General features: G+C 60.1%; 21 protein-coding genes. 6 read left to right on the forward strand and 15 right to left on the reverse strand.

What is annotated here, in order from left to right:
• Positions 1-2: 2 nt before the first annotated feature.
• Entirely contained in the window at positions 3-1,418 is a 1,416-nt protein-coding gene (locus tag JZY91_RS06485) for a DUF349 domain-containing protein (protein WP_370639200.1), read from the forward strand.
• Complete coding sequence (locus JZY91_RS06490; RefSeq protein WP_234947068.1) at positions 1,418-2,566, forward strand: GNAT family N-acetyltransferase; 1,149 nt, start codon at positions 1,418-1,420, stop codon at positions 2,564-2,566. Before JZY91_RS06485 ends, JZY91_RS06490 begins: the two co-directional genes overlap by 1 nt.
• On the opposite strand, the gene JZY91_RS06495 is transcribed toward JZY91_RS06490, so the two are convergent.
• The 12 genes from JZY91_RS06495 to JZY91_RS06545 form a co-directional block, all read right to left on the reverse strand.
• A complete protein-coding gene (locus JZY91_RS06495; protein WP_234947069.1) occupies positions 2,555-3,250 on the reverse strand; it encodes a hypothetical protein in 696 nt (231 codons plus the stop codon). The genes JZY91_RS06490 and JZY91_RS06495 overlap by 12 nt on opposite strands.
• A gap of 72 nt (positions 3,251-3,322) precedes the next feature.
• Positions 3,323-3,964, reverse strand: coding sequence for a hypothetical protein (locus tag JZY91_RS06500; RefSeq protein ID WP_234947070.1), 642 nt, complete (start codon positions 3,962-3,964; stop codon positions 3,323-3,325).
• Positions 3,965-4,011: 47 nt separating this feature from the next.
• Positions 4,012-5,454, reverse strand: a complete 1,443-nt coding sequence (locus JZY91_RS06505) for a TIGR00366 family protein (RefSeq protein WP_234947071.1) — start codon at positions 5,452-5,454, stop codon at positions 4,012-4,014.
• Positions 5,451-5,684, reverse strand: coding sequence for a Zn-ribbon domain-containing OB-fold protein (locus JZY91_RS11870; RefSeq protein WP_370639201.1), 234 nt, complete (start codon positions 5,682-5,684; stop codon positions 5,451-5,453). The genes JZY91_RS06505 and JZY91_RS11870 overlap by 4 nt, the downstream gene beginning before the upstream one ends.
• Positions 5,685-5,686: 2 nt before the next feature.
• On the reverse strand, positions 5,687-6,841 hold the full coding sequence (locus JZY91_RS06510; RefSeq protein ID WP_234947072.1) for a thiolase domain-containing protein: 1,155 nt from the start codon (positions 6,839-6,841) through the stop codon (positions 5,687-5,689).
• Between the two features lie 2 nt (positions 6,842-6,843).
• Positions 6,844-7,503 (reverse strand): CoA transferase subunit B, encoded by a 660-nt coding sequence (locus JZY91_RS06515; protein ID WP_370639202.1) that lies wholly within the window; start codon positions 7,501-7,503, stop codon positions 6,844-6,846.
• Between the two features lie 15 nt (positions 7,504-7,518).
• Entirely contained in the window at positions 7,519-8,229 is a 711-nt protein-coding gene (locus JZY91_RS06520) for a CoA transferase subunit A (RefSeq protein ID WP_370639203.1), read from the reverse strand.
• Positions 8,230-8,367: 138 nt separating this feature from the next.
• Positions 8,368-9,495 carry a CdaR family transcriptional regulator gene (locus tag JZY91_RS06525; RefSeq protein ID WP_234947074.1) on the reverse strand — a complete coding sequence of 376 codons (1,128 nt, stop codon included), beginning with the start codon at positions 9,493-9,495 and terminating at the stop codon, positions 8,368-8,370.
• Between the two features lie 65 nt (positions 9,496-9,560).
• On the reverse strand, positions 9,561-11,060 hold the full coding sequence (gene miaB, locus JZY91_RS06530) for a tRNA (N6-isopentenyl adenosine(37)-C2)-methylthiotransferase MiaB (RefSeq protein ID WP_370639285.1): 1,500 nt from the start codon (positions 11,058-11,060) through the stop codon (positions 9,561-9,563).
• A 176-nt stretch (positions 11,061-11,236) separates the two neighbouring features.
• Positions 11,237-11,857 (reverse strand): recombination regulator RecX, encoded by a 621-nt coding sequence (recX, locus tag JZY91_RS06535; protein ID WP_234947075.1) that lies wholly within the window; start codon positions 11,855-11,857, stop codon positions 11,237-11,239.
• Positions 11,858-11,863: 6 nt separating this feature from the next.
• Positions 11,864-12,997 carry a recombinase RecA gene (recA, locus tag JZY91_RS06540; RefSeq protein ID WP_234947076.1) on the reverse strand — a complete coding sequence of 378 codons (1,134 nt, stop codon included), beginning with the start codon at positions 12,995-12,997 and terminating at the stop codon, positions 11,864-11,866.
• A 215-nt stretch (positions 12,998-13,212) separates the two neighbouring features.
• Complete coding sequence (locus tag JZY91_RS06545) at positions 13,213-13,428, reverse strand: DUF3046 domain-containing protein (RefSeq protein WP_234947077.1); 216 nt, start codon at positions 13,426-13,428, stop codon at positions 13,213-13,215.
• An 85-nt stretch (positions 13,429-13,513) separates the two neighbouring features.
• On the opposite strand from JZY91_RS06545, the gene JZY91_RS06550 reads away from it, so the two are divergent.
• The 3 genes from JZY91_RS06550 to JZY91_RS06560 are packed head-to-tail and all read left to right on the forward strand — an operon-like array spanning position 13,514 to position 15,445.
• Positions 13,514-14,134, forward strand: a complete 621-nt coding sequence (locus tag JZY91_RS06550; RefSeq protein ID WP_234947078.1) for a biotin transporter BioY — start codon at positions 13,514-13,516, stop codon at positions 14,132-14,134.
• Complete coding sequence (locus JZY91_RS06555; RefSeq protein WP_234947079.1) at positions 14,134-14,823, forward strand: energy-coupling factor ABC transporter ATP-binding protein; 690 nt, start codon at positions 14,134-14,136, stop codon at positions 14,821-14,823. Before JZY91_RS06550 ends, JZY91_RS06555 begins: the two co-directional genes overlap by 1 nt.
• A gap of 7 nt (positions 14,824-14,830) precedes the next feature.
• Positions 14,831-15,445, forward strand: coding sequence for an energy-coupling factor transporter transmembrane protein EcfT (locus JZY91_RS06560; RefSeq protein WP_234947080.1), 615 nt, complete (start codon positions 14,831-14,833; stop codon positions 15,443-15,445).
• Positions 15,446-15,478: 33 nt separating this feature from the next.
• Here the strand turns inward: JZY91_RS06560 and JZY91_RS06565 are convergent, their stop codons facing one another.
• Together JZY91_RS06565 and JZY91_RS06570 are read right to left on the reverse strand one after the other, a co-directional pair.
• Positions 15,479-15,982 carry a hypothetical protein gene (locus JZY91_RS06565; RefSeq protein ID WP_234947081.1) on the reverse strand — a complete coding sequence of 168 codons (504 nt, stop codon included), beginning with the start codon at positions 15,980-15,982 and terminating at the stop codon, positions 15,479-15,481.
• Between the two features lie 202 nt (positions 15,983-16,184).
• The gene (locus JZY91_RS06570) at positions 16,185-19,337 is read right to left on the reverse strand and encodes a lamin tail domain-containing protein (RefSeq protein ID WP_234947082.1); all 3,153 of its coding nucleotides are present in this window, start codon (positions 19,335-19,337) and stop codon (positions 16,185-16,187) included.
• Between the two features lie 111 nt (positions 19,338-19,448).
• On the opposite strand from JZY91_RS06570, the gene JZY91_RS06575 reads away from it, so the two are divergent.
• Complete coding sequence (locus tag JZY91_RS06575) at positions 19,449-20,798, forward strand: IS256 family transposase (RefSeq protein WP_234947083.1); 1,350 nt, start codon at positions 19,449-19,451, stop codon at positions 20,796-20,798.
• Here the strand turns inward: JZY91_RS06575 and JZY91_RS06580 are convergent.
• Positions 20,757-21,293 (reverse strand): lamin tail domain-containing protein, encoded by a 537-nt coding sequence (locus tag JZY91_RS06580; protein WP_234947084.1) that lies wholly within the window; start codon positions 21,291-21,293, stop codon positions 20,757-20,759. The two genes, JZY91_RS06575 and JZY91_RS06580, sit on opposite strands and share 42 nt — an antisense overlap.
• Positions 21,294-21,416: the final 123 nt, after the last annotated feature.

A 21,416-nucleotide genomic window follows, 5' to 3' on the forward strand; every position in this document is an offset into this window, starting at 1 on the left:
CTATGACGACTCCAGACCAGCCCACGTCCGCTCCGGGCGAGGGTACCGCTCGCCCCACGCCTGCCGCGATGGCCGGCCGCACCCCGAAGCCGGGACCGCGCCCGGGCGCCGCTGCCGGTGCGCGCCCGAACTCTGTCGACCAGCAGCAGTCCACCCCGTCCCCGCTGCCGAAGCAGCCGGCAGGCACGGGCTCCCTGGCCTCGGACCCGTCCAAGTTCGGTCGCATCGATGAGACCGGCACGGTGTACCTCACCCGCGGCGGGGAGGAGCGCCAGATCGGCTCCTGGCAGGCGGGCACCCCGGAAGAGGGCCTGGCCCACTACGGCCAGCGTTTTGATGACCTGGTGACGGAGGTTGAGCTCTTCGAGTCCCGCCTCAAGGCGCACCCGGAGGACGCGGCGAATCTGCGCACCAATGCCCAGGCGCTGAAGGAGTCTCTGCCGGAGGTTGCCGCCATCGGCGACTTCGATGCGCTCGAGGCGCGCCTCGACGCAGTGATCGCCGAGACCGAGGAGGCAGGCGAGCGCGCGAAGGAGGCCAAGGCGGCCCGCCGCGCCGAGGCTATCGCCCGCAAGGAAGCCCTGGCTACGGAGGCTGAGGATCTGGCGGAGAACTCCACCGACTGGAAGGCCGCGGGTGACCGCATCCGCGACATCCTGGAAGAGTGGCGCACCATCCGCGGTATTGACCGCAAGACGGATGATGCCCTGTGGAAGCGCTACTCCCGCGCTCGCGATAGCTTCAACCGCCGCCGCGGCTCCCACTTTGCGGAGCTCGACCGCGGCCGCGCAGCCGCAAAGAAGGCCAAGGAAGACCTCGTTGCCCGCGCCGAGGCGTTGAAGGACTCTACCGAGTGGAACGACACCGCCCGCGCATTCCGCGACCTGATGAAGGAGTGGAAGGCCGCTGGCCGCGCCCCGCGCGACGTGGATGACCAGCTGTGGGAGAAGTTCCGCGCTGCACAGGACCACTTCTTCGACGCACGCAACGCGGTCAACGCTGAACGCGACAAGGAGTTCGTGGCCAACGCAGAAGCGAAGGACGCGCTCCTGGCTGAGTACGACGCGCTGATTGATCCCGCCAAGGGCCTCGAGGCCGCCAAGTCCAAGCTCCGCGAGCTGCAGGACAAGTGGGAGGAGATCGGCTTCGTGCCGCGCGGCCAGGTCCGGGAGTACGAGGACAAGATTGGCAAGATTGAAAAGCGCGTCGCTGATGCGGAGGATTCCCGCTGGCGCAAGTCCGACCCGGCTGCCCAGGACAAGGTGAACCAATTCCGGGTAAAAGCCGACGATCTTGCCGCGCAGGCCGATGCCGCAGAGGCCAAGGGCAACGCCAAGCAGGCCGCTGAGCTGCGCGAGCAGGCGAAGCAGTGGCAGGAGTTCGCCGACGTCGCTGCGAAGGCGGCGAACGACCGCTAGTGCTCACCCCGCTGCACTTTGTGCCCCGACCGGCCTCCTCCGGTTCCGCCCACGCTGCGGACGCCGAGGCCGTAGTCGGGGCCTACGCATTCTCCGCCACCCTGGCCATCCAGGACATCACCCAGCTGGCCACCTCGGGAGTGACCGCCTCCCACATTGCGAAACGCCTCGAGGGGTCGGCCGAGTCCGAGGCCCTGCTCTTCGGCCTGTCATCGCGCACCGCGCTGCGCCCCGTCGGCCCACTCGGCTACCAGGAGCTGATGGAGGAGGACTTGCTTGACATCGAGGCCTGGGTCTTCATCTCGCTGCCACTCCTCGAGGACACCAGGGTCATCGAAGCCAACGTCACCCTTGACGCGGCCATTGCTCCCCTCCCGGGCGAAGAGGTTCCCGCCGCACCCTGGCACGGGGCTTTCACGCTTATCGACGATCTCTCCGCCCGCCTCAACCGCCCCATCCGGCAACTGTGGGTCACCCACACCCCGGGGACTTGGGAACCACCCGGTGCTACGGAGCACGGGTACGCTGCCGCCTTCCGCGAGGACCAGGCCGTGTTTAGGGCGGAGGCGGTGGCTGTTGGCGCTGGGATGGAAATCTCGGTTGTCGAGGGGCCCGGCTTCGCCGGCGCCATCACCGCTTCGGCGACGTACCCCGGAGGCGAGGAGGCCAGGGAGCGAGACACGGCGCAGTTCAGCGCACTCCTCACCGCGGCATCGCGCGATTATCCACGGGGTGAACTCGCGCTGGAGACCATCGAATGGGATCTTCGGCGCATCACTGATGCCGGCGCGAGGCTCATGGACCGCGGCGGCCAGCAGCTCACCGGCATCGCGCGGGTGGGAGGCAGGGATCGCACCGAGGATCCCGGCGCCATTGTCGGCTTGTGCGAGGCCGTGCATTACTCCTCCGACGATGACGCAGTCTGCGAACTCGGGCTCATTTATGTGCTGCCGGTGTATCGCGGCAAAGGCGTCGGCACGACGCTCGTCGCCAAGACAGTCGCCCGGGCGCGCGAAGTATGGGAAGACCTGGAGACCGTGTACGTGTCTTACCCGGCCGGCTCTCCGGCCGCGGAGTCGATTACCACGCGCTTTGAGGCGGAGGTGGTGTCCTCCACCACGGCGTGGCAGAAGGAGTCATTTATTTAGTGATGCTTCATAGGTTGCTACGTCTACGAAATCACTCGGAAACGGCACACGGACACAGTTGGGGTGTGTTCGTATAAAGGATTCGTCGAGCTTTGTTGGTGGCATCGATAATGGTACTCGCGTTTCGGCCTTGTCCTCCCTCTGCTCCGCAACAAGATCCTGAAACTCGGGGAGCAGTTCAAAAGGGTTAAAATATAGCTCTCGTGTTGTGCGCAACCGGCAACTCTGGAGTGGAACGTAATCCGCCATGTTGACCCATTGGATGATAAAGCCAGGTTCGCTGCAAATGTTTTTTGCCAGACGCAGCTCAATAGTCTCGAAGGGTGCGATAACAGGAATGGTAAAAACTCCGGAAAAGACGTCCGCCCGAATTAACCTCCGATTTCGAAGGTCCGCGAGTTCTACATTTCTAGCCTCGTACCCAGACAGATTCGTTAGGGCTACTTTCTGGGTGTCCCTGGATAGTTTGAGATCCCACTCGCGGCCGAATGCGTTGTTCTGTAGGTATCTAGCATTCTGATATTCAAACACGCGCCACCGGGCTTGGTTGTTCTTAAAATCCTCGAACCAGCCTTCCCAGCTGTCCTGACTTTCTCGGCTCGCTTTCCTATAGAAGTGGAGAGAGACAATAAGTGAGATAATTCCGCCGGCCGCAGTGCTCAAAACCGTACTCAGGATTGCCATTTATTACGAGAGCTCTTTCTTTTTGTGAAACTCGGGTGGCTGCTCCGTAATCCTAGGTTCAATTCCGCACTATTACTCCGCGCACTTGTGGCGTTCGGCGGCACGCTGCCGGCGATCGTCGATAAGCAGGGGGTTGTGCTCCTGCGCCCGCTCGGTGGCTGCGCGCTGGGCGACGGCGATCTCGTCGGTGCCCTGCAGTGCGGCGCGCTGCTCCGCGATGGCCGTCTGCTCCTCGGCGCGGCGGAAGATGGCGGGCAGGTAGGCGAACACTGCGACAACCACCGGGAACATTGCGAGGTAGATGCCGGGGCCGTGGTGGAGGCCCTGCTCCCAGGTGGTTGAGGAACGGCGCAGCCAAATCGCCAAGAGGGCGAAGACCATCGCAATGCCGGTGAGCATCCAGCCCGGCACGGCAAGGCGGTAGCGCCTGGTAAGCATGGCGATGGTGGTGATCACGGCGAGGCCGATGAAACCGAACCAGACGAAGAGGTACTCGGTGAGCTTGCCCTCTACCGCGCGGGAAGCGTCGCTGACCGCTAGGAACTGCCAGCCGGACACTTCCGCCGCGAACGGTAGGAACAGCGCGATGACAAAAGTCGCGGCGCACGCCAGGAGGATCCAGCGAAACGCGCCGTTGGCAAGCTGGTTGGCTGCCCGCCGTTCGTCAGCGGCAAGGGTCGAGGGGGTGGGCGCAAGTTCGCAAGTGTCGGACACAAATCCCACTCTATCCCGCGTCCCTGCTTATCTCTTCATAGAACTGCTTACACCCCGACTGACGCTTTCACTAGGAGGTAAATGCATGTCAGGACCATTACCACGAGCACCGGCGGCACTGTGTAGCCAACGATATTGCCAAATTTCATTTTGAAGTTCGCCAAGTAAGGCAAGGCGAAGAACGGGATGAGGAGGTTAGTTGTCGCGTCTCCCATTTGGTATGCCTGCAATACCAAACCTAAGTCGACCCCCTGATCCAAGGTGGTTGGGATAAGGTACGGTGCCTCGATCACAAACTTTGAACCGCCGGAGGGAACTGCAATGTTGAGTAAAGCGGAGTATAGGAAAGCGATCATTGGCCAAGTGACCGGTGTGGAGATAGAGGTGAAGAAATGAGTCAGTACGACACCGAGGCCAGTTGCACTAATAAGGCCGAAAATGCCAGCATAGAAGGGGAATTGGAGAATGAAGCCCCAAGTTCCATCGATTCCCTTGCGAATAAGGTTGGCGTAATATTCTGGCCCGTAGTTAGCGCACAGAACCATACCGAGAGAGATGAAGAGGAAATTGAACGTATCTAGGTTCAGCGCGCCTATGCCATCCCTAAACAGAATGTAAATACTGTAAGCCAAACCGACACCGCCGATAAAGTACATGATCCATCGGCTCGCATTAGCCTTTTCAGCCGGCGTTGTACGGGGGACTGTTAAGTTGCGCTGACCAGCTTCGTAATCTTCGAGAACCGAAGAGTCAATTTCGCCAATCTTACTAGCATCCTTCGGATGCATGACGATAGCGAAAATCATCGTTACCGCGAGGCAAACAATCAGAAGAAGAATGAAGTCCCATCGCAGGATTGAGTCCGTCAAGCCAACTGCTTCTGGGGTCATCTCCTTGTACCCCTCGGGCACAAGATCCCTAAGGTAGTTGGGCGTAGCAGAGTAGAGTACCGCTGCACCAGAGATTCCGGAAGACGAAGTTAAGAACGCCATGAATAGAACGGCCACCATGACAGGCGGATGAATATTCAGCCCCCGGCGCTTGGACTGGGCAAGAATTTCTTTACCCAAGACAATCGCAGCCATCATCCCTAGGCCCCAATGGATGAAACCAAGCATTCCGGCGACTGCGGAGCCTAGGACGATCGCTTGAGTGCGAGTCTTGGGAATCCCACCGATTTTGGTGAGAAGCTTTTGGGCCGGCGGGGAGGAGGCTACTGCACTTCCTGATGCCAAAAGGACCGTCATTTGCATGGTGAACGCCAGCAAGTTCCAGAATGAACCTGCCCATGCTGACACCAGCGAAACCTGGTCAGGGTCCGTGGACCAAACTGGGGTATCTGTAGCAAAGAATGCCAGAATCGCAACGATGATAGTCAGTGCCAAGCAAATGACGAACGATTCAGGCATCCACTTTTCAAACCAGGCAATGTACCGGTCCCTGAAGGGCGGTCGCTGCGGAGCCTTACCATTATTGACAGCAGTCGTCATTCTTCTCCTCCGTTCGAGGTTCCACTGCTGTCGAAGCCGATCACGTACCGGCCCTCTACAACATCAATGGGCATTCCAATCTCGAGGCTCGAGGAATCTTCTACCCCCTCGATTAATACAGTTCGAGTGCTCCCTTCCAATTCAACGAGGCCCACACAATATGGCGCCTTCTCCTCGAATCCCTGCGGAGCAGAGCGGATAATCGTGAATGTTTTCAAAACTCCCGACACGACTATTCTCCTTTGAAGACCGAAACAACACAGGTAGCTGCGGTGCCGCCAAGGTTGTGGGTAATTCCGATGTTGGGATCATTGATTTGACGTTCACCCGCCTCCCCGCGCAGCTGAGTCACGATTTCGACAATCTGACAAATGCCGGTTGCCCCAATTGGGTGCCCTTTGGCCTTAAGTCCACCACTCGTGTTGATTGGAATGCGACCCTCTAACGTGATGTCTCCGTTTCGGACCGCTTTTCCTCCCTGGCCTTTGGCGGCGAAACCAAGATCCTCGATGTTTATGATCTGCGTAATTGAGAAGCAGTCATGCACCTCAGCGAGATCAACCTCTTTTGCGGTAATCCCCGCCATTTCGTAGGCTTTGCCAGCCGCGCGCTTAGTAGCAGCAAATTCTGTGATCGATTTTTTTCCATGCAGCGTGAGGGCATCACCCCCATGGCCGATGCCAGCTACTTCCACTTGGCGGTGGGAGCCAGAAGGTACAGACGAAACCACGAGGAACGCAGCGCCATCGGTAATGAGGGAGCAGTCGTAGAGGCCAATTGGATCTGCGATAAGAGGAGCTGACAGAACGGTTTCCTCGTCAATGAGCTTCTGCATCTGGGCATGGGGATTCTTCGACGCATTTAAGTGCGAGTTAACGGAGACCATTGCCATTTCTCTTCTTACGTCCCCATACTCATAGAAGTAACGATTCGCAATTAACGCAAAACTCCCGGGAAAGGTTAGGCCCGTCGCAGCTTCCAGTTGGATGTCCATAGCCGACGCAAGTGTTTTGGTCACAGTTGGTGTCGTCTGATGTGTCATTCGCTCAACTCCACCCACAAGCACTGTCTCGTACAAGCCAGCTTTCACTGCTGTGACTGCCTGGTGAAACGCAAGTCCTCCCGAGGCGCAGGCACCCTCCGTCCTAACGGTTGGCACATTTTCGATCCCGAGGGTCTCCGCTACAAGAGGCCCGAGATGACCCTGATCAAAGAGCTGCCCGCCCGCGAAGTTGCCTACAAATACCGCCTCAATCGAGCTCCGCTCGATACCAGCATCTGCAACTGCAGCATTTCCTGCTTCTTCGATGAGGTCGTGGACGGATCGGTCGGGGAACTTCCCCAATTTGGTTTCTCCGATTCCATTTACATACACATTTCGTGACATAGTTAGGCCCTTTCTCCGTTCGGCAACAATTCATAATCGATGATGAATTCTGCATCAGTTGTTTCCCGCAGCTCATCCTCGGTTACACCAGGCGCGAGACGCCGGAGCACCATCCCGCCATCCCGAAAATCAAAGACACCAAGATTTGTAATTACTCGATCCACCACCCTCGCCCCGGTAAGTGGAAAGGTGCATTCTTTCAGGATCTTCGGACTACCATCACGCGCGACATGGTCCATCAGAATCACCACGCGCTTAGCCCCGGCTACGAGATCCATCGCACCGCCCATACCTTTGACCATTTTTCCTGGCACATTCCAGTTAGCAAGATCGCCAGATTGGCTTACCTGCAACGCTCCGAGGAAGGTGGCATCCAGTTTCCCACCCCGGATCATCGCGAAAGACTCCGCAGAATCGAAGGTTGCCGCGCCAGTTGCTAGGGTGATCGTTTCTTTGCCTGCGTTAATGAGGTCAGGATCCTCTTCACCAGTAAGAGGATATGGGCCGATTCCTAGCAAACCATTCTCACTGTGAAAAACGACGCGTTTGTTGGAAGGCAAGTTTCCAGGCACCAACATCGGAACTCCGATACCTAGATTGATGTAGTTACCGTCCTGGATTTCTTCCGCCGCAATTGCGGCCATTTGATTTCTGGTCCACATAAATCTCGCTCCCCTCTACGCCTCGCGATTTACCACTTTTTCAATGACGGTCGGAGTCTGCGCAACCATTACGTGATTTACATAGACCCCGGGAGTGTGGATGCTGTCGGGATCCATCTCCCCGTACTCAACGAGGTTTTCTACCTCAGCAAAAGTTTTGGCTCCGCTCATCGCTGCAACGTGATTGAAGTTCCGGGCGGTTAGTCTGTAGCGAAGGTTCCCCATCTCATCCCCCATAAAGGCGCGCACCAGACCTATATCAGCCTTGATAGCTTTCTCCATAACATAGGTTTCCCCATCGAATTCCTGCGTCGGCTTCCCCTCCGCAAGGATGGTCCCGACTCCAGTTCGAGTGAAGAAAGCAGCAATGCCGGCCCCTCCGGCGCGCATTCGCTCAGCGAGGGTTCCTTGTGGAACAAACTCCAGGTCAATCTCTCCTGCCAGGTACCGACGCATGAACAATTGGTTCTCGCCGATATAGCTTGCCTTTACTTTGGAGATTTGTTCATTCTCCAAAAGTAGCCCTTGGCCGACCCCATCGATAGCGAGATTATTGGAAACGATACATAGATCTTTAACCCCGGATTCCCCCACAATCTTCAAGAGGTCCTGGGGAACTCCGCACGTCCCGAACCCCCCGACAGCGATAGTCATACCGTCTTCGAGAGTCTCTAAAAGTGCTGCTCTCGTGCTTTCAGAAAGCGTCGTGGCACTAGGTTGACTCACCATAACTCCTTCCGCACACATCGAATGAATTAACCCTTCACCGAAGAAGAGTGATGCACACATTACATAGCGGGCCAGATTGTGACTATGGTCTCAATCAAAAAAACTGGCATGGAGTTTTTGTGAATTTCTACATTTTTATGCTTGTTCCCCCTCGGACATAACCAGCTCAATCGCCCATTTGACCCCAACCCAGTCGTCGAAGCTGTTTCGATCCATTCCCGTCATTTGACAGAACTTATCTACTCGATAGCGGACTGTATTCTCATGAACAAACAACATTCCTGCAGCTTTAGAGTACGAAAAGCCACTGTCAATCCAAACGGTCACGGTTCTCAAGAGTCCCCATGAATCACTTTGAAGAGGAGCTACGAAGCGATCCATGAAGTACCTCCCAAGTAGCTTGTCTTGAGATACCGCCAGTCTCCAGCTTAACTTTGCAATGTCGTGTAGGCCTTTCTTACCAAGTCTGCGCGATGCCTCTAAAACGTGGCGTGCTTCCAAGTCTGAAGTTTTGATGTTCTGAAGCGGTTGGAAGCTCCCTATCGCCGCAACACAGTCGAAATCGATTTCAGGTTTTGCCGCGATCACAGCTACGAGATCGGGGCCTGCTGCTACGACTGCCGCTGGCATGCCCGGGAGCGATCCTCCGCGCTCGATTTCACCACGCATCCTCATGGGGTCTTCGGAGAGGGCTACGCGAAGCACGGCGTAAGTACCGTTTTCGATGAGACCGAGTCGAGAAAGGGCCGTTGGCGGAGCTTCCCCGGCTAGCACAGCACTCATTGCACGAGCACGTTTCTCAAGTTCAGACTCCAGCTTGTTACTTTCGAGATCCTGAAACGCAACGACGGAACGAACAAGAAACGCGTCACCGACCTGCCAGAGGATCTTTGAACCGGTTGCAAACGCCTCAGCCGATAGTCTCAATTTGCCGGTCTCTACAAACTTGCTGTGGATATTTTGCAGGGACACCCTGTATCCGAGGATCATTTGTTCAACAGGGAGTCCTGAGTTGAATCTAGATTGGGCAACCACCTCAGCGATATGCATTTCTCCGGGGCTGGGTGACGCACCACTACGGAGAGCCGTGATGGCCTGCTCTATATTTCGCTCGCATGATTCACGGAGGCTCGCAACGTCGATCTCCTTGTAAGAATCTAACGTTTCGATAATCTCCGTTGCAGTTTCGGCTGCGACGTTAGCCAAACTTGAACGAAAAACAGGTAGAAACTCCCGAAGTTCCTGATTGACTGAAGATGGCATAGTCGAAGCTTAGAAAAGCGGATCACGTTCTGTCTCAAACGCGTCGGTTCAAATCCTTTCCTCCCTTAACAGCAGCTGTCGGTGTTGGGAGCGGGGACGGCGCCGGGTCGACCGATCGTCGGCAAGCCTAAGCCCACACCAACGGGTGCGGTGGTGGGAACCTGGCCTGCTGCGGAGTTGTCACCGGCCTTAGTGCGGCGGTGGGCAAGCACGCCGGAATCCGCGATGAGGTAGTGCGGTGCGGAATCGGTGACGCGGACGTGGACGTAGTCGCCCGGGCGGATCTCACGGTCTATGGCGCCGGGGGCTTCCGGAGCCTCTTCGACGGCGAAGTGCACCAGCCGGCCGTCGCGGGCACGGCCGGACATGCGCTTCGTGTCCGCGTTCTTCCTGCCGCCGCCGTCCTGCACGAGCAGCTCTACTTCGGTGCCCACAAGCTTGGCGTTCTCCTCGGCAGAGATACGCTCCTGCAGCTCCAGCAAGCGCTCGAAGCGTTCCTGCACCACGTGCTTGGGCACCTGGTCCCCCATCTCTGCGGCCGGGGTGCCGGGGCGCGGGGAGTATTGGAACGTGTAGGCGGAGCTGAAGCGCGCGCGCTCCACCACGTCCAGGGTGGCCTGGAAGTCTTCTTCTGTCTCGCCCGGGAAGCCCACGATGATGTCCGTGGTGATGGCGGCGTTGGGAAGTTTCTCCCGGACCTCGTCCAAGATGGCGAGGAACTTCTTAGAGCGGTAGCTGCGGCGCATGTCTTTGAGCACCTTGTCCGAGCCGGACTGCAGGGGCATGTGCAGCTGCGGGCAGACGTTGGGGGTCTCCGCCATGGCGTCGATGACGTCGGTGGTGAACTCCGCTGGGTGCGGCGAGGTGAAACGCACGCGCTTCAGCCCCTCGATGTCACCGCACGCGCGGAGGAGCTTGGAGAACGCGGAGCGGTCGCGCTCCATGTCAGGATCTGCAAAGTGCACGCCGTAGGCGTTGACGTTCTGGCCCAGCAGGGTGATCTCGGAAACGCCTTGATCCACCAGCGCCTGAACCTCGGCCAGAATGTCGCCCGGGCGGCGGTCAACCTCCTTGCCGCGCAGCGAGGGCACAATGCAGAACGTGCAGGTGTTATTGCAACCCACGGACACGGAGACCCAACCGGCGTAGGAAGACTCGCGCTTCGCGGGCAGCACGGACGGGAAGACCTCCAGCGCTTCTGCGATCTCCACCTGCGCGGCATCCTCGACGCGGGCGCGGTCCAGCAACGCCGGTAGCGCGGAGAGGTTGTGGGTGCCAAACACCGCATCCACCCACGGCGCGCGCTTGACCACAGCGTCCTTGTCCTTCTGGGCTAGGCAGCCGCCCACGGCGATCTGCATGCCGGGGTGGGCATCCTTGACGTTCTTCAGCTGGCCGAGAGTGCCGTAGAGGCGCTGATCCGCGTTGTCGCGCACCGCGCAGGTGTTGAACACCACAAGGTCCGGGGTCTCCCCTGCCGGAGCTGCCACGTAGCCCGCGTCTTCGAGCATGCCGGACAGGCGCTCCGAATCGTGGACGTTCATCTGGCAGCCGAAAGTGCGCACCTCGTAGGTGCGGCCAGCTACGCCAGCAGCAGGGTCAGCAGCTCCAGCGCCAGCTGCAGACGGATAAGCGGAGGGGGTTATCGCCGTAGACACGGTCAAGTAGTGTAACGGCCCAGCAAGCTGGGGCATAACTGCGGAAAACGCGGTCGCGCTCGCTACATAGGCGCCGAGCCCGCTCAACTCGGGCCAGCGGCCTCCCCCAGTTCCGCGATACGGGTGTCTAGTGCTTCGCGGGCGATCTGCATGCTCATCCCTGGGTTGTACCCCCTGCGGGCCAGTACGCCTACAACGCGGCGCAGCGCCTTGTCGTACTCTGACCGATCGGCTGGCGGCACCTTGACTTCGCGGGCCTTCTTCTCGGCGAGGATGCGAGCTTGGCTGGCTTCATCCTCTTCGGAAATCTGCTCCAGGGCTTCCGCGCGCACGTCCGGTGCAACGCCCTTATCCCGCAGCTCCATGTCCAGGGCGCGGGCTGATTTGCCCCGGCGGGCCGCGCGTTGGCGGACCCACTCAGTAGCGAAGACTCGGTCGTCGAGCAGGCCAGACTGCTCCAGCGTGTCCAGCACCTCATCCACCAGCTCTGGGGCGAACTCCGCGTCAATGAGTCGGCCGCGCAGCTCGTGGCGGGAGCGGGCGCGTTGATCGAGCAAGCCGAGGGCGCGCTTGCGCACGGGGGCGAGCGCCGCTTCGTGCGAGCGGTCGAACAACCCGGTCCCCCCGCCCGCGTCCGCGCGCTCCTGGTACCGCTCCAGGGCGTGCTGGAGCTTGGCTACTTTCTCCGGATCCGGCTGGGACATTACTGGCTAGTTGCCGCCGCCCAGCAGCTCATCATCATCCTCGTCATCGTCGAAGCCGATGTTGGGGACCATGTCCACCGGATCATCGCTCAACTCGTCCGCCGCGTCCTGGTTGGCGTACTTGCCCACGCCGAGTGCGCGGAAGATCTTGTCCTCGATCTCATCGGCCAGCTCCGGGTTGTCCTTGAGGAACAGGCGGGCCTTCTCCTTGCCCTGACCCAGCTGCTCGCCCTCGTAGGTGAACCACGAGCCGGACTTCTTCACAATGCCGTTATCCACACCCATGTCAATGATGGAGCTCTCGCGCGAGATGCCCTCGCCGTACATGATGTCGAACTCCGCGATCTTGAACGGCGGAGACACCTTGTTCTTCACCACCTTGAGGCGGGTGCGGTTGCCAATGGAATCCTGGCCGTCTTTCAACGTCTGGATCCGGCGCACGTCGCACCGCACGGAGGCGTAGAACTTCAGCGCCTTACCACCAGTGGTGGTTTCCGGCGAGCCGAACATCACGCCGATCTTCTCGCGCAGCTGGTTAATAAAGATGGCGGTGGTGCCGGAGTTGTAGAGCGCACCCGTCATCTTGCGCAGCGCCTGGGACATCAGGCGGGCCTGGAGGCCCACGTGGGAATCACCCATCTCGCCCTCAATCTCCGCCTTCGGCGTCAGCGCCGCCACGGAGTCGATCACGATGATGTCAATCGCGCCGGAGCGCACCAACATGTCCGCGATTTCCAGCGCCTGCTCACCCGTATCCGGCTGGGAAACCAGCAGGTTGTCCGTGTCCACACCCAGCTTCTTGGCGTAATCCGGATCCAGGGCGTGCTCTGCGTCAATGAACGCCGCGATACCGCCTGCGCGCTGCGCCTGTGCAATGGCGTGGAGCGCCACGGTGGTCTTACCGGAGGATTCCGGACCGTAAATCTCCACAATGCGGCCGCGCGGCCAGCCGCCGATGCCCAGCGCAACGTCAATCGCCGTGTTGCCGGAAGAGATGGACTGGATCGGCGGACGCTTCTCATCGCCCAAGCGCATGATCGCGCCCTTGCCAAAGTCCTTCTCAATCATCGCCATAGCGGCATCGAGCGCATTCTGGCGGTCATTGCCAGTGGCGGCCGTGGTCTTCTTCTTGGTAGCCATGTGTTTCTCCTGTGGTTTGTAAACGCTGCGTTAGAACAATCGCCATGTATTAGACGCTGGGCGGGGCCGGTCAGGTTCCATCCAGGCCGAAAATTTTTGTTCGCCGCCCATGCTAGAGGCCGCCTCAAACATGTTCGAGAATACACGCAAGCATGTTCGAACCAAAGGGGAACACGCCTAGCAACCGAACGTCGATAAGCAAGCAAGCCCCGGGGCTACGTGCCGGGGCGGTCCACGCCCAACCGTCGCTCCTCTGGGATGTCGAAGGCGTCGCAGAGCCCCTGCCAGACGCGACGCGGATCGACACCACTTTCGATGAGCTCCTCCGCCGTTTTGTCGCTCGGCGGCAGGACCTGGGACGAGATGATCCACTGGGCGCGCTCTGCGCCAAACTCGTCGCGGACAAGCTGGTGGAACTCGGTCAAACGCATGGCACCTAACGTACACGGCCACGCGGCGCATTCAGGAGCACCCTAAAGCACGCCAATTGAACAGTGTTCAGGTACGCTTCCACGCATGACAACTGCGCAGCCTGCGGGCGCAAACACGCCCAGCAACAACACCCCCAGCAAGAACACCACCGCGACAGACATTGCGTACATCGCCGTCTTTGCCGCCATCATCATCGTCCTCGGCTTTCTGGCCATCCCGGTCGGCGCCGCCGGCGTGCCAATCGTGCTGCAGAACGCGGCCGTGATCCTCGCCGGCCTGGTGCTGGGCCGCCGCCGCGGCCTGGCCACCGCCGCCATCTTCCTGCTCGTCGGCCTTGCACTGCCGGTGCTCGCGGGCGGTCGCACCACCATCGCTGCGATCGGCGGCCCGACCGTTGGCTACCTGGTGGGCTACCTGGTCTCCGCGTGGGTGGCCGGCGCGATTGCGTACACCGCGCCGTTCCGCACCAACCGCGGCGCCACCATCGGCATCCTGATTGTCGCCGGCTACGTCGCCCTGTTCTTCCAGTACCTCTTCGGCGTGTTCGGCATGATGTGGCGCCTGGACATGACCTTCGGTGCCGCGTGGGCCGCCCAGGTGCCGTTCCTGCTGCCGGATGCCGGCAAGATCGCCCTCATGATCGCCATCGCCTTGGCCGTCCACGCCGCCTTCCCGGACCTGCGCCGCTCCAGCACGCGCGCGTAATGCCGCAGATCGATTTCGAGGGCGCATCCGTCTCCTACGACGGCGTGCAAACCCTCGCTCCACTCACCGCAACGCTCACCGAGCAACGCATCGGCATCATCGGCTCCAACGGCTCCGGCAAGTCCACCACCGTGCGCATGATCAACGGGCTCATCGAGCCCACCACGGGGCGCGTGCTTTACGACGGCTTGGACCCGCGCACCGACGGCAAGGACGTGCGTAAGCGGGTTGGGTTCGTATTTTCGGACGCTGAATCCCAGATTGTCATGCCCCGCGTGTCCGACGACGTCGCGTTTTCGCTGCGTCGGTTCAAGCTGCCCCGCGCCGAAGTGCAAGAGCGCGTGGCGGCGGTGCTGGCGCGGTTCGATCTTGAAGACTTGGCCGAGAACTCTCCCCACACGCTTTCCGGCGGCGAGAAGCAGATGCTCGCGTTGGCATCCGTGCTGGTGATTGAGCCGGACACTGTGATCGCCGACGAGCCGACCACGCTGCTGGACCTGCGCAACCGCCGCCGCATCATTCGCGAGCTGATGGCGTTGGAGCAGCAGGTGATTGTAGTGACGCACGACCTGGACATGCTGCGCGACTTCGACCGGGTGCTGTGCATCGACGATTCCCACTTGGTTTACGACGGCACGCCCGCCGACGCGATCGAGTTCTACGTCGACCTGATGGACAGAAAGCCGTGAGGCTGCCGTGATCCGCGAACTCCCGCTTGGCGTTTACGTCCCGGGCGACACGGTGCTCCACCGCGCCGGCCCGACCCTGAAGTTCGTGCTCTTGGTGGTCTTCATCCTCTGGGTGACCATCTGGCCGTCCCTGCCATGGCAATCCATGGCCGCGCTGACGTTTGTGATGTTCCTCTACGCGGTGGCCAAGATTCCGCCGCGCGTGGCCTGGAACCAGTTGGTGCCGTTGCTGCCCATCCTGGTGTTTCTGGGTGCCTTCATGCTGTGGCAGAACGGCATCGCCGGCGCGCTGACGACGCTGATTGGGCTCTTGGCGACGATCGCCGCAGCCAACCTCCTCACCCTCACCACCACGGTTGAGGAACTGCTGGACGCGCTGGACAAGAACCTCGCTCCCCTTGCGAAAGTGGGCGTACCGGTGGAGCTGATTAACCTCACCATTGCCCTGACCATCCGCTTGATCCCATTGATGCTGGCAACCGCCAACGAGGTGCTGGAGGCACGCAAGGCCCGCGGCGCCGGATTCTCCATCACCGCGTTCGGTATTCCGCTGGTGATCCGCTCCGTTCGGCGCGCCAAGCTGATCGGCGAAGCACTGATGGCCCGCGGCGCAGTGGATTAGGACGGTTCTGTAGCGCGGGGGCTGCGGCACCGCTTACCTGGCGCATGCGGACGCGGTGGTGGCCACCGCGGTAGCGCCGAGCGCAAGTGCAGCGATCAGCGGGGCCTGCTGGCTCGAGAGCGCTGCGAAATCTGCAAGGGCCGGGTTGGAATCGCCCAGCCTCAACTGCACAACTGCAGTTGCCTGCTGGATAACGTACCGCGCCACACCGAATACCGTTGCCACCGGCGGGAAGCCCACCTGGTTGAGGATTGCGATCGGAATCAGCACCGCGCCGGCAATTCCCCAGCCGGTGAGGGTGTTGGTGCATCGCTTACTCAGGTCATCCGTCCCGGACCCAGTAGTGGGCTGGGCTGCATCCTTCTGCGCGTCGCCATCAATCGCCGCCCACGCCGCGATGTCGGCGTTATCACTGCTTGCGACGACCTGATTGGCCCCAGTCGGCTCCGCGGGTACGGCAGCTGCAGGTACAGCCGTACCGGCCACCAGCAGTACCGCAGTAGCTGGCGCAGCGACGGCCTTCTTCCAATTCTTCATGCCTTAACCCTCCATGTCGGTTGTTCACCAGGCACGCCCTGGGATTGTGGCGCAGAAAAGCTGAAATAGCTCTGCTGAGAGTATGCATGAATGGTAGGCCGGATGTGTCTGGAATCACGCTCCGTTGGACGCACGAAGATGCCCCGGAATAGGAAACAAAGAAGCGGCGGGGACCATGCCCCGCCGCTTCCGTTCGCATCACTTAACGCGAAGACAACCCAATGAGTCGCTCAGTGGTGGCGACCGTCGTCTGAGTTGTGTTGCCGCAGCTATCAGCGATCGTTGCTACGGCGGTGATGCCGAGCGCCATTGTGGCGAGCAGCGGTCCGACCTGCCCCGCAATCGCACCCAGGCGCGCCGCCTGGTCGGCAAGCGCCGGGTTGAAGAACCCGAGCTGTGCCTGAGCGGCCGCATTGAACTGGGCAAATACCTCGTTCACCGGGGCTATCAGGTTAGCGACGATCGGGATGCCGAGCTGGGCCAGCAATGCGGCCGGAATCAGCAGTGCGGCAGTCACTCCCCATCCGGTCAGCGTGGAAACGCAGCGCGCATTCAGCGCTTGGGCGTTCGCACCCGCGGCGCGGGTGGTGCTTGCCTCGCCGCCGTTGCTGCCAGTTCCGGTGTTGCCGCCGGTGCCAGCACCAGCAGTCTGCGTGGTGGTCTCACCGGAAACCGTGACACGCGGCGTGGTGATGATTGTCGTGCCAGGCAGAACAATCGTCGTAGGTGCTGCGGTCAGAATGACATCCGGGTTCCTGACCACCGAGGTCGGAGTGATCACCGTCGTCACGCCTGGAAGTTCCTCGATGACCGCCCCGGCGGTCTTCGTCGTGGTGAGCGCAGGGTTCGCAGTGGTCTGCGTCGGAGTCACCGTCGTTACGGCACCGGGCTCAGTCACCGTGGTCGCTGCGGCGGTAACAGTCGAGCCAGCCGAGGTAACAGTGGTCGCACCCGCGGTCACGTGCTCCGTCATCTCCTTGTCGGTGGTGGTAACCACTGGGGTCTGCGTCGCAGTTACACCAGGAACGAGCACCGTAGAGGTGGGTGCTGTCTCGGTCACAGTGAGCTGCGGGTTGGTCACCGTTGTAACCGGTGTTTCAGTCGTCGTCGCACCCGGCTTGGTCTCGGTCGTAGCTACCGCGGTCTCAGTTGCGGTCACGGTGCCGTCAACCTTTGTCGTCGTCGGCGTCACCGTCGTCGTCGCACCCGGCTTGGTCTCGGTCGTAGCTACCGCGGTCTCAGTTGCGGTCACGGTGCCGTCAACCTTTGTCGTCGTCGGCGTCACCGTCGTCGTCGCACCCGGCTTGGTCTCGGTCGTAGCTACCGCGGTCTCAGTTGCGGTCACGGTGCCGTCAACCTTTGTCGTCGTCGGCGTCACCGTCGTCGTCGCACCCGGCTTGGTCTCGATCGTAGCTACCGCGGTCTCAGTTGCGGTCACGGTGCCGTCAACCTTTGTCGTCGTCGGCGTCACCGTCGTCGTCGCACCCGGCTTGGTCACCGTGATGGTGGGCACTTCGGTCGTAGCGGTCTTATCCGGGTTGGTAACCGTGGTGACTGGGGTTGTGGTGATCGTCGTCGCTGCGACCGTCACCGTGCTGGTCGCAGCAGCAGACGTTTCCGTGCCAGAGGTTGTAGTGGTGGTCGGTATGGAATCCACCTCGCACTCTTCTTCCACGGTTTTCACAGCCGCCCGGAGAGCGGTCCCATTAGTCAGATCGTCATCGGCCCACAGATAGCGGGTTGCAACCCTTTGCGTTCCGGCGTCGCAGGCGCCCGTTTTAGTGAACGTTGCGTAGCCCTCGTTGGCAAAGTTGGTTGTCATGTTCGAAGGACGAGCCTGTACTTCGGACGCAGGAACCCAACTGCCGTTTTCAAACTTCAGAAGGATGGACTGACCGTCACAAACCTGATCGCACAATGCTCGCAGTTCGCCAGCCTTCATGTCGTAGTCCAGCGCCATGACCCCAGCAAACGGGGACTTGTAGCGCTGCACCAACTTTGTGTCCCCGTTATCCCCCAGCTCGACGAAGAGAACCTCGCCGGTGTCCTCCACTCCGAGGGCGTACATATTCTTGCCAACACTAGGGATGTAGGAAATAGCTTCCAGTCCTCCATTCGGAGAAACCTGCCCGGTGTGCTTGGCGACTTTCCATTCGTCGGTGGCTACTAGCTCTCCGCTAGAACCGGCAGCGGGAACATCGAAGCGGAGAATCGATGGACGGGAGACCTTCTTGTTAGCGTTGTCGCGTTCAGTAGCAACGTAGATCGCGCCGTCATGGCCGATGGTTACGCCCTCTGCATCCGGATCACCGGTGCCATCCGGGTACCGCAGCTTCCAGCTACCAGCCACCTTGTAAGTGCTGTTTGATTCGACGAAATCCAACGCCCACAGGGTGCCCACACTGTTGTTGACAATCCAAGCTCGGCCCGCACTGTCAAAATCAACGCCTGACATGTCTTCGACGTTGAATTCTGAACCCAAGTCGATATCCGTAATCTCCAGGGGATCATTCGGCCACGCAACGGCGTCGATCGGTGCCGGCGCTTCATACACCTCATTTGCAGCCTCTGGCGTCGCTTTTGTCTCGACGAATTCACCGGTGCCGTCAGGGATACGCCCCAGGGTATCGGTTGCGTGTGCGGACCATGAGATCTCGTCGACCAGCTCGCCGCCAGGTGTGAAGAGGCGGGCGGTGTCCGCGCTTCCCAGCCCGAACCCATTCACACCAGCTGGAAGTTCTGGGTCCTCGGTGTAGACGCGCAGGAAGCTCTTCGGAGCCAGTTGGGTGCCATCTGGAATAACAACTGGGGTGTGCGAATCGTTGTCATCCAATAGCAGCCAACCGGAGACGTCTACGGCCTCGTCTCCGGTGTTGAAGAGCTCAATCCAGTCACCCTTTTCATCGCCGTTTGACTCAACCTCATTTATCTTGATGTTGGCATTAGCGGGCTCCGTTGTGTCTGGGGCTGGCTCGTAAGGCTGGTTAGCCGCACCGCGGGTCTTCGTGCCCGTTACGACGAACGTGCCGTTCATATCGGGGATGCGACCCCAGGAGGTATCTTGGCCCTCCGGTGTTTTCGCGTGCGCATCGTAGCTGAAGTAGTCAACAATTTTGCCGTCCGCGTCCTTGATGGTGATCTCGTCACCATTGCCGAGCCCGAACGCGTCGTCGGTGTCGAAAACGTAGTAACCACCTGCAGGGATAACAGCATCATCGGGAAGAGTGAGCGGCCCCTTCTTCTTCGAATCATCCTTCGCCGTCCAACCGGCAAGTTTGACATCCCTATCTGTAGGGTTCGCTAATTCAACCCAATCGGTAGTTTCACCGTTGGACACCAGCTCATTGATCACCACTCGGAGCTTCTCGTTCGGCTTCTCCGGTGTCGGGCGGAGGCTGATCTGCCATTGAGAGGGTGTCAGGAGTTTTGTGTGTGAGGCTCTGATCTGAATGGAGTTTCACCGATAATGACTACGGTGTCACCAAAGAAAGGCTATGACCCGTCGAGGGTCAACGCGATCAGCGAGAAGCTGATGAATAACCCCGAGCTCGCTAAGCTCATCGGGGAGCTCTCCACCTCCACCGATGACGCCAGCGAGCTGGTGAAGGGTCTTCTACAAGCATCGATCAACGCTGGCCTGCAGGCGGAGATGGACGCTCATTTGGGCTACGAGCACTCCGACCGCAAAGCCAAAGCCCAGGTCGATGCCCGGGGTGGTGGTAACCACCGCAATGGGTCGTACACCAAGACCGTGGATTCCGGCTACGGTCCGCTGGAAGTGACCGTGCCCAGGGATCGGGCGGGCACGTTCCGGCCGCAGATGGTGCCCAAGGGCGCTCGCCGGCTCACCGAGCTCGATGACATGATCATCTCCCTGTACGCGGGTGGGATGACCGTGCGCGATATCCAGCATCACCTTGCAACCACCCTGGGTGTGGATATGAGCCCGGATACCATCAGCACGATCACCGACGCGGTGCTCGATGAGGTGATGATCTGGCAGAACCGCCAGTTAGATGAGTTCTACCCGGTGATCTTCCTCGACGCGTTGCGGGTCAAGATCCGCGACGGCCACCGCGTGGTCAACAAGTCCTGCTACATGGCCGTCGGTGTGGACATGGACGGCATCAAACACATCCTGGGCTTGTGGATCGCCGATACCGAAGGTGCCGCATTCTGGGCGTCCGTGTGCGCTGACCTTGCAAACCGTGGGGTGCAGGACGTGTTCATCGTCTGCTGCGACGGGCTCAAGGGCCTGCCCGAGGCGGTGGAGGCAACCTGGCCGAGTTCCATGGTGCAGACCTGTATCGTGCACCTGATTCGGGCGGCGAACAGGTGGGTGTCCTACCAGGACCGCAAACCCGTCTCCAGCGCACTGCGGGAGGTCTACACCGCACCCAACGAAGACACCGCGCGCGCCGCCCTAGACGCGTTCGAAGCATCTGAACTTGGGCGGCGCTACCCCCAGTCGGTGAAGGTATGGCGCGACGCGTGGGATCGGTTCGTGCCGTTTCTGCAGTTCCCGCCGGCAGCCCGCCGGGTGCTCTACACCACGAACTCCATCGAGTCGCTCAACGCGGAATTGCGGAAAGCCACCCGCAACCGGGGCCAGTTCCCGAACGACACTGCGGCGCTGAAGACGCTGTGGTTGATGATCTGCAACATCGAAGACAAGCGTGCCGCCCAGCGTGCGAAGAAGGCGAAACGGGCAACTGAGTGCAACGGCTATATTGAAGGGGCGAAAGCCACCGGGTGGAAACAAGCCATCAACCAACTAGCCGTGGCATACCCCGACCGATTCGCGGACTACGTGTAAACCAAGCCCCCGCACACAAACAATCGGACACTCTCGCCATTGATCCTCGGCACCGTCCGGAATGCGGCTCCACGACGTGTTCACATCATCGAGAATGCGCGGGTGCTTCGACCACTTGAAGCTATCGATCTCTTCACCAGCGGTGTTTCGGATTGTCATCGAATCAGCGCCGCCCAAACCGAAACCCTTGCTTCCGTCGGGGGTGGCGTTCTCCGTGTAGAAACGGTAAAAACCACCCGCAGGAACGGAAGTATCAGTTGGGAAGGTAATGGCGACGCTCTTTTTGCCGTCGTCGATGGCCGTCCAGCCTGAGATGTCAACGTCGACACCAGAGGTGTTGACCAGCTCTACCCAGTCGCTAACCTCGTCGCCGTTCGTGACTACTTCATTGATTTTGATCGGACTGGCGGGTGCACCGATTGCAGGCGCTGCCATCACGTTGACGGCAAGAGCCACAGCAAGTGGCGCACTAAGCACTCTCTTCCAATTCCTCATCTAAGGACCCTTCATATCGGACGCTCGGGAAATAACCTCTGGGAACGAGCCGTCGAAAAGCTGAAGTTGCCCTGACGAGACTATGTAAGCAAGTTGAACTGAGGGTGACTGCTCGATGTCCGT

This window comes from Corynebacterium sp. CNCTC7651 (assembly GCF_021496665.1).
Classification (GTDB): Bacteria; Actinomycetota; Actinomycetes; order Mycobacteriales; family Mycobacteriaceae; genus Corynebacterium.